Annotated in this window: 5 protein-coding genes; 2 read left to right on the top strand and 3 right to left on the bottom strand. The window is 52.4% G+C overall.

The window, feature by feature from the left end; translation table 11 throughout:
* The 3 genes from ACETWG_12130 to ACETWG_12120 form a co-directional block, all read right to left on the bottom strand.
* A partial coding sequence (locus tag ACETWG_12130; GenBank protein ID MFB0517334.1) for a GTPase occupies positions 1-272 on the bottom strand: 272 nt, incomplete at its 3' end.
* A gap of 88 nt (positions 273-360) precedes the next feature.
* On the bottom strand, positions 361-1,905 hold the full coding sequence (gene pruA, locus ACETWG_12125) for an L-glutamate gamma-semialdehyde dehydrogenase (protein ID MFB0517333.1): 1,545 nt from the start codon (positions 1,903-1,905) through the stop codon (positions 361-363).
* A 201-nt stretch (positions 1,906-2,106) separates the two neighbouring features.
* On the bottom strand, positions 2,107-3,048 hold the full coding sequence (locus tag ACETWG_12120; protein ID MFB0517332.1) for a radical SAM protein: 942 nt from the start codon (positions 3,046-3,048) through the stop codon (positions 2,107-2,109).
* Positions 3,049-3,615: 567 nt separating this feature from the next.
* On the opposite strand from ACETWG_12120, the gene ACETWG_12115 reads away from it, so the two are divergent.
* Positions 3,616-6,690 carry a carboxypeptidase regulatory-like domain-containing protein gene (locus ACETWG_12115; protein MFB0517331.1) on the top strand — a complete coding sequence of 1,025 codons (3,075 nt, stop codon included), beginning with the start codon at positions 3,616-3,618 and terminating at the stop codon, positions 6,688-6,690.
* Positions 6,691-6,719: 29 nt separating this feature from the next.
* Positions 6,720-9,938 (top strand): hypothetical protein (locus ACETWG_12110; protein MFB0517330.1); only part of this gene is annotated, 3,219 nt, incomplete at its 3' end.

Genomic DNA, 9,938 nt, shown 5'->3' with positions numbered 1-9,938 from the left:
TAAGGCACATCAGAATATGAGAAAACCACCTCGTCGGTGTGCTGATCCACGATGAGACTTTCCAGCTCACTTTCAGGGAGGATGGGAATGCCGTCCGGATAGAGCGGACCCGCCAGTTCAGCAGGGTACTTTCGATCATCGATATTGGGTATTTGAGTGGCAGTGAAGGCAACTACCTCGACCTGTTGGTTATCCCTGTACAAAGTGTTGAAGTTGTGGAAATCGCGACCGGCGGCTCCCATGATCACAATGCGTTTTCTGTCATTTTTCATCAATACCTAACCTTTTGAATCATAATAACATGCTGAACCAACAAATTCTAGCTGCGAAGGCCATAACCTACGGGTGAAGGTGACAACCCTAAAGCTTCCGGGAGACCGATTTGGCCTGGAGGAACAGCCCGAGATAGTCTGTCCCGCCGGCTTTGGAATCGGTGCCCGACATGTTAAAACCGCCGAATGGATGGACGCCCACCAGGGCGCCGGTGCACTTGCGGTTAAAATAGAGGTTCCCTACATGGAAAACAGCTCTCGCTTTGTTCAGGTGATCCGGATTTCGCCCATAGACCGATCCGGTGAGGCCATAAATAGTATTGTTGGCAATCGCCAGCGCCTCGTCGAAGTCCCGGGCCTTCAGCACTGCCAGCACCGGACCGAAGATTTCCTCCTGGGCGAGCCTTGAATCCGGCGGTATGTCTTCAATAATAGTAGGCTCAAAGAAATAGCCGGTGTCACCGATCTGGTTGCCGCCTGTCAGCAGGTGGCCTTCTTTGCGACCGATCTCGACGTAGGAGATGATTTTGTCCAGTGCGGCCTGATTGATAACCGGGCCCATAAAGTTTGTGCGGTCTTCCGGGGGTCCCACTGTAATGGTTTTGGTCCGGGCCACTAATTGTTCCATGAGCGGTTCGTAGATTTGTTCGTGGACGATTAGTCGGGAGCAGGCGGAGCACTTTTGACCCTGGAAGCCGAACGCGGAGGCAACGATCCCTTCCACGGCTGCCTTCAGGTCGGCGTCACTGTCGACGATAATGGCGTCCTTGCCGCCCATCTCGACAATCACCCGCTTGATCCAGATCTGGCCCGGGGCTACTTTGGCGGCCCGTTCGTTGATGCCCAGGCCCACTTCCATGCTTCCAGTGAAAGCGATAAAGCGCACCTGTGGGTGTTCTACAATAAAGTCCCCGATTTCAGCCCCGCTGCCGGTGAGGTAGGTAAGGACTCCTTTGGGAAGACCCGCCTCTGCCAGGGCCTCCACCAACAGGTGGCCTGTGAGGGGCGTATCGCTGGCCGGTTTGAGAACCACGGTGTTCCCGGTGACTATAGCGGCGGAGGTCATGCCGCTGAGGATAGCAATAGGGAAGTTCCATGGCGAGATGACCGCGCCCACGCCCAGTGGGATGTAGAACAGCTCCGGCTCTTCGCCCTCAAAGGGTGTCACCGGTTGCGGTTCGGCATAACGGAGGGCTTCCCGGGCATAGAATTCCAGAAAATCTACTGCCTCGGCGAGATCAGCATCCGCCTCGATCCAGTTTTTCCCGGCTTCCAGTACCATGGTGGCTACGGCCTCATCCCGCCGCCGTCGCAGGATCTCGGCCGTCCGCAGGAGAATGTCGGCCCGCTCTCGGGCTGAGGTGCGCTTCCAAGAGTTAAAGGTCGCATGAGCCAGCTCGATGGCCTCACCGGTCTGTTCCCGGGTGGCTTTCTGAAAAACGGCGAGATACTGGGACGGATCGGAGGGGTTTGAGGTTTTAAGCTTGCGCTCGTTGGTGTAAGTATTATCGCCGATGATCAAGGGATATTCGCGCCCCAGGTTTTCTTTCAGCCGGGCAAGCGCGGCCTCGCCTCCCTTGACGTCGGTGTCCCGGTCAAATAATCGGATGGCCAAATTCCTGAAGGACGTCATAATATTCTCGATGAATTGCTGAGATCATATACCGGTTAATGCTCGTCAGAGGGACTATGAAAAAGCCCCGAAATTTAGAAGCCAGCGTCGGTTTCAAACAAGGCAAATGGGTGGTAGAAGTAGGGGGCATGATTACACTAGCTCACGGGAGATGGGGGGTAAGCTCCGTTAGGCAGGGTGAGCTGGAGTCCGATAGAGGGTTCATAGAATACGAAAGAGCGGCCGCCGCTCATCCAGCCGGCGCAGGCCCGCCGTTTTAGACAGCCGGACAGCCTCCTGGTATTCTTCCCTGGTGATGGGGCGAGCGAGGACTGGGTACTCATGGGCTTTGTAGGCGGGGCGATATTGGTCCATGAGGTTGAGATAGGTATCGGGTGAGATCTCTTGGGCGAGAAAGCGCACGATCTCGTCAGTCCCGGCCAAATCCTCCGGGAGCACCAGATGTCGCACCAGCAGTCCGCGAGTGGCCACCCCGGATTCGTCCACCTGGAGGTCGCCCACCTGCTGGTGCATTTCCCGCACCGCCGCCTGGTTGATCGCAGGATAGTTTACCACCTTCGAATAGCGGCGCGCTGTCTCGGCATCAGCATATTTCATGTCGGGCATATAGATATCCACCACCCCGTCGAGCAGCGCGAGCATCTCCAGCGAGTCGTAGCCTCCGGTGTTGTACACCAGCGGTAAGCGTAATCCCCGCTCTGCGGCTACTGCCAGGGCAGCCAGAATCTGCGGCACTACGTGGCTGGGTGAAACCAGGTTGACGTTATGACACCCCAGATCCTGCAGCTCGAGCATCATGACGGCAAGCTCTTCCGGTTCCACTTCCTGGCCGCCGGGTTGCTGGCTGATGTCACTGTTCTGGCAGAACTGACACTGGAGGTTGCAGCGTGAGAAGAAGATAGTCCCCGAACCACGCCAACCACGCAGGACATCTTCCTCACCGAGATGCGGGCCGGCACTGCTCACCCGCGCCTTAATCCCGGTGTGACAGACCCCTTCTTTTCCGGCGGTGCGATCAACCTTGCAGTGCCAGGCACAGACGTGACAAAGGGATAGGAGCCGGTGGGCCTCCTCTACCCGCCGCTGCAGCTCGCCAGTGCGCAGCAGGGTAAGATAAACCGGGTGTTGATTTCTTGAAGGCATGGTTTTGGCCGTTTGCCTGCTTTTATGTCTTAACACCAATTTAAGCATACCAGCCGGCAACCTCGATCTTTCTACTGCAAAAACTATAGACCGTATCATTTATGGTTTTATCATTATGGCATCAGCTTCCACCTCAATGAGCATACCCGGATCGATAAGCGATCGTACCTCTACCAGGGTCGTCGCCGTGGGTGGCCGCCAAGATAAGTTGAGATAATATATTAAGTTACAAGGAGTTATAATCATCTGTGCTGCAACTTCAATGTTGAGATGTGATCTGGGTCAAATTTTTATTTGCTTGAATTGAATTTCGGTTGTATACTTAAACGGGTAGTCATAGATACCGAATAAGTTCAGAAGGGGATATAGCCCTAATAGGTTAAAAGGCCCTGTTGGGTTCGTGCCTTTGTTTTTAAGTGCAATAATTACGTTTCAGTACGGAACCTTTTTGCAAGGGTATTCGGCTAAGCAAGATCTCCATTTAGATGGATATAAGGGGAGTTTTGTATATTTTTGCCATCTAAACCATTCATCATTAACCACATCATAAAAGGAGCAGGAGCAACCATGAACCGGATTATCAATACCGTTATCATTTTGCTCATTCCCTTCACTCTGTTCAGTCAGGAACTGGGAAAGATTGCCGGCAAGGTCACCGATGAGGCCACCGGCGAGCCGTTGGCCGGCGCCAACATCCTGGTGGAAGAGACGACGCTAGGCGCTGCCTCGGACGTTGATGGTAATTACACCATCCTCGGTATGTCGGCGGGTGTCTACACGGTGCGCTGCGAATATATCGGCTACCGGCCTGTGCGCCTGTCGAACTTGCGTGTGACACCAGGACTGACAACTGAAGGGAATTTCGCCCTCACTTCGGAAGCTTTAGAGCTCGGTATGATCGAAGTCGTTGCCGAGCGGCCGCTCGTCAGCAAGAACGCCACCTCGAGCATATCTTTAGTTACCGCGGAAGAGATTGCGACTATACCCGTCCGTGGAACCGAGGATATTATTGCCCTGCTACCTAGTGTTATTATTCAAGATGAGAATGTGCATATTCGCGGCGGGCGGGCTGATGAAGTTGGATTTTACGTGAATGGGGCCTCGACGGTGAGTCCCTTGTCGAATGAGAATGCCGTCTATGTATCGCAAGACGCCATCGAAGAAATCAAGGTATTGGCCGGTGGTTATACCGCTGAACATGGGGGCGCCAACGCGGGTATTGTTAGCCAGGAATTAAGAACGGGTACGTCTAATCTCACCTATATGGTTGACTTCCAGACGGATAAATTTGCCGATGAAGGTGAGCAGTTCTTCAACACTTATTCCTATCAGCATCAAATTGGATCGTTTGCCATCGGCGGTCCGCTGCTAACAAAAAATATACGTTTCTTCATGCACGGCGAAAATAATTCTCTGGGGGATCGTATCAGAAGATTCACTCAAGGGTTCAAATTTGAAGACCAAGTGGATGACAATCCCAATAACCCGGTGCATGATACCGTTACGGTGGTCTATAAGGATGGATTTACCACCCGTAATTCCGGAGACAGGATTAATTTGAACGGGACCCTGCTCTTTGATTACTCCCCGCTTAAGTTACGCTTGTCTGCCACCTACAATGACCGCCGGTATTATATCGATGGTACACCCATATTGAGTACCTTAAATGAGCGTGAGATTTACGATGATTTAACCAGTTTATTGGCGACAGGAAAACTGACCTACTTCCTCACCCCCAAGACGTATATTGACTTTAATGGCTATCTATTCGACTATAAGTTGGAGAGGGGGGACAGTTATTTTGGCCATAACTGGCATGCCTGGTACGATAGTACCGCGGTTGCCGAACACACGGATAGTTCGGTTATTTACCGTAACGCCTGGCAGCCCGAATTCAACTATCGAATCAATGGGTTCACTATGGATCGCAATGGGGCCCCGAACGACTTCTACCGCATCATAGATCAGAGTTATATTGGCGGGTCGGCCAACTTCGTGAGTCAAATCAGTACCCACCATGAACTGAAACTGGGTGTCGACGCCAGAAAATATACGGTAAGGTATTTTGATATCGCCCCCAGCGTCATGATCTATGCGGCGGATCCGGATGCGAGCGTGACCGGGTACACCCATTACGGTGATCCGGATACGGAAGGTCCCGACGTGGGGGAGGTGCCTGTAGGTGAATGGCTGACTTTTGGTGGCGTCGAGACCTATGGGTATGACATTTATGGCAATGAGGTAAACGCGAGGAAGGTTTATAATAGGGATCAGGACTCGCTTAGTTGGTCCGGAAACCCCAAAACCGGGCAGCCCATTTTCGCCGACGCACCCAAGCAGCCAGTGTTCATGGCCGGCTACCTTCAGGATAAGATCGAATTCAATGATCTGGTTATCAACCTTGGTTTGCGTTTTGATTATTTCGACACGGATGATAGAACGCTGATTCGTCCTGACTCGGTCACGGTGGATGAGACATCCGCCATGATTCTCGATGTAGAAAGTGAGGATTGCCAGTGGAAGGATATGAAACCCTTCACGGAGATCAGTCCCCGGATCGGCTTTTCTTTCCCGGTGACTGACCGGACGGTGTTTTACCTGGGCTACGGCAAGTTCATCCAGGTGACTGAATTAAATAATGTCTATTGGAACGCGTATGAGCAATCGCGCCAGATCTACCAGGGTGGATATTATTATGGCAATGTTGCCGTCGGTTTTGGACTTGAACCCATACGAACCACCTCCTACGAGGTCGGTTTCCGCCAGCAGATTACGCCCTCGGCCGCGTTTGACATTACCGGATTCTACAAGAACGTTAAGGGCCTGACCCATATTATTTATCAGGAAGTTACCCCTGGGTCCGACCTTGGGGCGGACTATATGCGGCGCATTAATGGGGACTTCGCTACCACCAAGGGGCTGGAGTTCCGCCTCACATTACGGAGGGTCAAGCGGTTGGCCGGAATGCTGAACTATACCCTGACGGATGCGGAAGGGACCGGCTCCGCGACGACTGCCTACGTTGGGGCTGTCTATATGGGCAGCGAGGTGCCAAAGGTTGTTAATCCTCTGAATTACTCTCAAGCGCACACAGGCGCGATCATGTTAGATTACCGGTTTGATAAGGGTGATGGCGGTCCCCTGCTGGAACAGCTGGGTGCCAACCTCCTGGTCACCTTCTCCAGCGGCCATCCGTACACTTACGTGTATGCGCCGGCTGGCGGGCAGGTCTCGGCCTATAGCGCCGGTACCGACTACATGATTGACACCCGCTCGCGGCAAGCGCTGGAAACGATTGGCGCTTCCGTGACCCCGTGGACCTTCAACGTGGACCTGCGGCTTGATAAAACCATCAGTGTCATGGGTCACGATGTGACGTTCTATGCGCGCGCAACGAACCTGTTAAACCGGAAAAATCCCATCAATGTCTATGAGAGAACCGGCAGTGCTTATGATGATGGCTTCCTGGGCGATCCCGACTATTCCAAGGCCTTCATCAAGGCTTACGGTGGGCAAAATTATATTGATATGTACCAGGCGATCAATGTCGAGAACGGCCAGGCGTACTGGGGTCAAATCGGGCGCCAGCTGTGGGGACATCCCCGGCAAATCTTCTTTGGGATTCGGCTGTCGAGAAAATAATCCTTATCAATCAAGTTTAAGGAGCAATCATGATGCGTAAAGCAATCATCGTTTTCAGCATCGTTACCTTGGGTGTAGTAGTATTACTGTATGCCAAGCATGATACGGAATCCAGGCCAGGCCAGACCTTATATAAGGCGTATAAGACCACGACGGGACCGGCCGTACGAAGTATGTCCAATATTTCCAACTGGGCCTACTGGATATATCAAGATGGTATGTCGGCCATAACACCTGCCGGAGGTTCTGGAGGGGGATATCCCAAAGGGACTGCCTACGCCATTTTTATGGATGGTTTTATGTGGGGCGGATACCGCGAAGATGATCTCACAGGCCCGCGGGTAGGGGGTCAGTGCTATCGTATCGGGACCGTCCAGGGATGGATCGAGACAGCCGGAACCGCCACCACCAACCCGGTTGCCGCTGATCCCAATGACCCCCTAGTGGGCATTTACAGGATAAGAGCTGATTGGGCAACCCTCACGCCGGCTCAGGTAAGGCAAGACTATGCCCTGTTAAACGATATGACTATAGGCGACGTTACCGATGATATGGCCCAGGAGTTCATCGACGATTACCAATGGAACTGGGAAAACTGGCCCACAGATCTGGGTGCTCCTTTCTATGATCTGGATGGGGATGGCGTGTATGAGCCGGATGATGGAGAGACCCCGGGTATCGCTAATGCCGATCAGGTCATCTGGTTTGTGGTGCATGATCTGGATGCCTCCAGAACCACGTATATGTATGGTTCCCAGCCCCTTGGCCTGGAGCTCCAGGTAACCCTTTGGGCCTACAACCAGCCGGCTGCCCGGTTGGGGCAGATTGTATTTAAGAAGTTTAAATTCATCAATAAGTCCGGCAAAGAAATTACCGACATGTATGCCGGCCAATGGTGCGATCCTGATGTAGGTAATTATGCGGATGACGTGGTGGGCTGCGATACCCTCCTGAGTCTGGGTTATGCCTATAATTATTTTGCTACCGATGATGATTACGATGATTTTGGTATTGCGGTCCCAGCAATCGGATATGACTTTTTCCAGGGGCCGATTGTTGAATCTCCCGGCGATACCGCCATTGTTGATTTGAAGCCAAAACCGGGATATAAGAACCTCCCCATGACCTCCTTTGGGTGGTTTGCCGCCGGTTCGGATATTAGCGACCCCATTCAAGGTGTCTATGACGGAACGTTGCAGTGGTATAACCTCCTCAAAGGTTATACCCCCACTGTGAAGCTCGACGATCCGACATGTTATTATGTAGGTAATGATCCCAGTGCTGGTTGCACGAAATATCCTCTGGCTGGTGATCCGGTAGCCGGTACGGGCGATGTTGACGGTAAGGGGATGAACATAGGGGCGTCTGACCGTCGTATGGTGGTGGTGTCCGGTCCCTTTGCGATGGCTGCCGGGGATACTCAGGAGATTGTGGTGGCTGTCGTAGGGGGCTTGGGGGATGACAATCTGAGCTCCGTGGCGGATTTGAAATTGACCGATGCCGTAGCCCAACAGCTCTATGATGATTTATTTAAAACCGTTCCCAAGGCGCCCGCCGGTCCGGTTGTTGAGACCGTTCCGTTTGAAAATACGGTGGTATTGAATTGGGGCACCTCTAAGAATGCAATTGCCGCAACCGAAGATTTAATCATCGCGGGTTACGAATTTGAAGGCTATAATGTCTATCAGCTCCCCAATCCGGGTGCCGGCAAGGACCAGGCTGAACTGATCGCCACGTTTGACCTGGTTAATGAGGTTACGACGATTACGGGCAATCGCTTCCTGCCGGAATATGGGCAGGTGGTGGAAGTGCCGGTTCAGTTCGGAGCCGATAAAGGCCTACAGCGGTACATTACGCTTGACAAAAACTATATTAATGGTGATCCTTTATATAATGGCACCACCTATTACTATGCTGTAACGGCGTATAACTACAATGCTGCGCCGGAATTGATTGAGGATAAAACCCTCGAATCGGCCTTGATTGCGCTGCCGGTCACCATTCAGCCGCTTAAGCCTGGTACCGTTTTAGATGCCAGTTATGGTAATATGCTCTCAATCAGGCATACCGGTCCCAGTGATGGTCAGGTAGAGGTCAAAGTGATCGATCCGAATGAGGTTACGGGTCTAACCTACCAGATCGTATTTGAGGAGGATGTAGACACAAGTTCTGCCACTTATGGTGAATTGCTTTGGAGCGTGATCGACTCAGCCTCAGGGGAGGTTGTGGTTGCTGATGTAGTTCAGAAAACCAGCCTGGATCCCGACGATCAGCCGATTTTCGATGGGCTTCAGGCAAAGGTCTCTGGACCAGAATTAGGCGTAAAGCAGGTGTATGAGACCGACGCTAGCGATGTTCTGTTGGATCCGCGAGTGTCCATTCTTGTGCCGAGTCTTGGTACTACCGGTTACATCGTGTCCAACCGTGCCGGTGCATGCAACCTGCCGCCGGGTAACAGGGACTGGGATCGGTTCGGCTACTGGGGGATGGACGATTTTGAGATCGACTTCGGCGATTCGTCCATTACCTGGGATTATAGTGCCGAGGAGGTTCATTTTGACTCCCTGACTGGTGATGCTGACTATGCGCCGTTTGCCGTTTATCGCCACGTTTTCGAAACTGGTGAAAGACAACGGTTATTTGCTGGATTTTATGATACCGATGGAGATGGAACCTGGAATATGCCGATTGAAGATGGCGAATATGTGTGGCAGTGCCCTCTATACCATGTTCCGTCGTATGAGCCGATTTATTGCTGGGTTGGCTACGATGCTGGCGGCAATGATATCTCCTACGATCCGGCTAATGAGGCGCTGTATATCGTTGACAATAGTCTGGCAACATCGGCGAATACCACCTGGGGTGGAGGAACTGGAGAGTACCAGTATCCGGTTATAACGGCAATGCTGTTCGCTATGTATCTGGATGGGGCCACACCGCCCTGGGGGCATAAGGTCTGGTTCGTGACTAATAAGGCGAATACGGAGAACGATATCTTTGCATTCACGGCCCCGGCTGCGGCGGTTGTGAGTGCGGATAGTGCTAAGATTGAAGTTGAAAAAATCAACGTTTTCCCGAACCCATACTATGCGTATAACCCGCAGGAAGCCAATCGTTTCGATCGCTTTGTGACCTTCAACCATCTGCCGCCGGCTTCCGTATCCGAGACCACCATCCGGATATTCACCCTGGCTGGTGACCAGGTGCGCAAGTTCGATAAGACCGATGAAACGCAGTTTCTGAAGTGG

Source organism: Candidatus Neomarinimicrobiota bacterium (assembly GCA_041862535.1).
Classification (GTDB): domain Bacteria; phylum Fidelibacterota; class Marinisomatia; order SCGC-AAA003-L08; family TS1B11.
The sequence above is the reverse complement of the archived record's forward strand: the minus strand, read 5'-3'. Positions and strand labels throughout refer to the sequence as shown.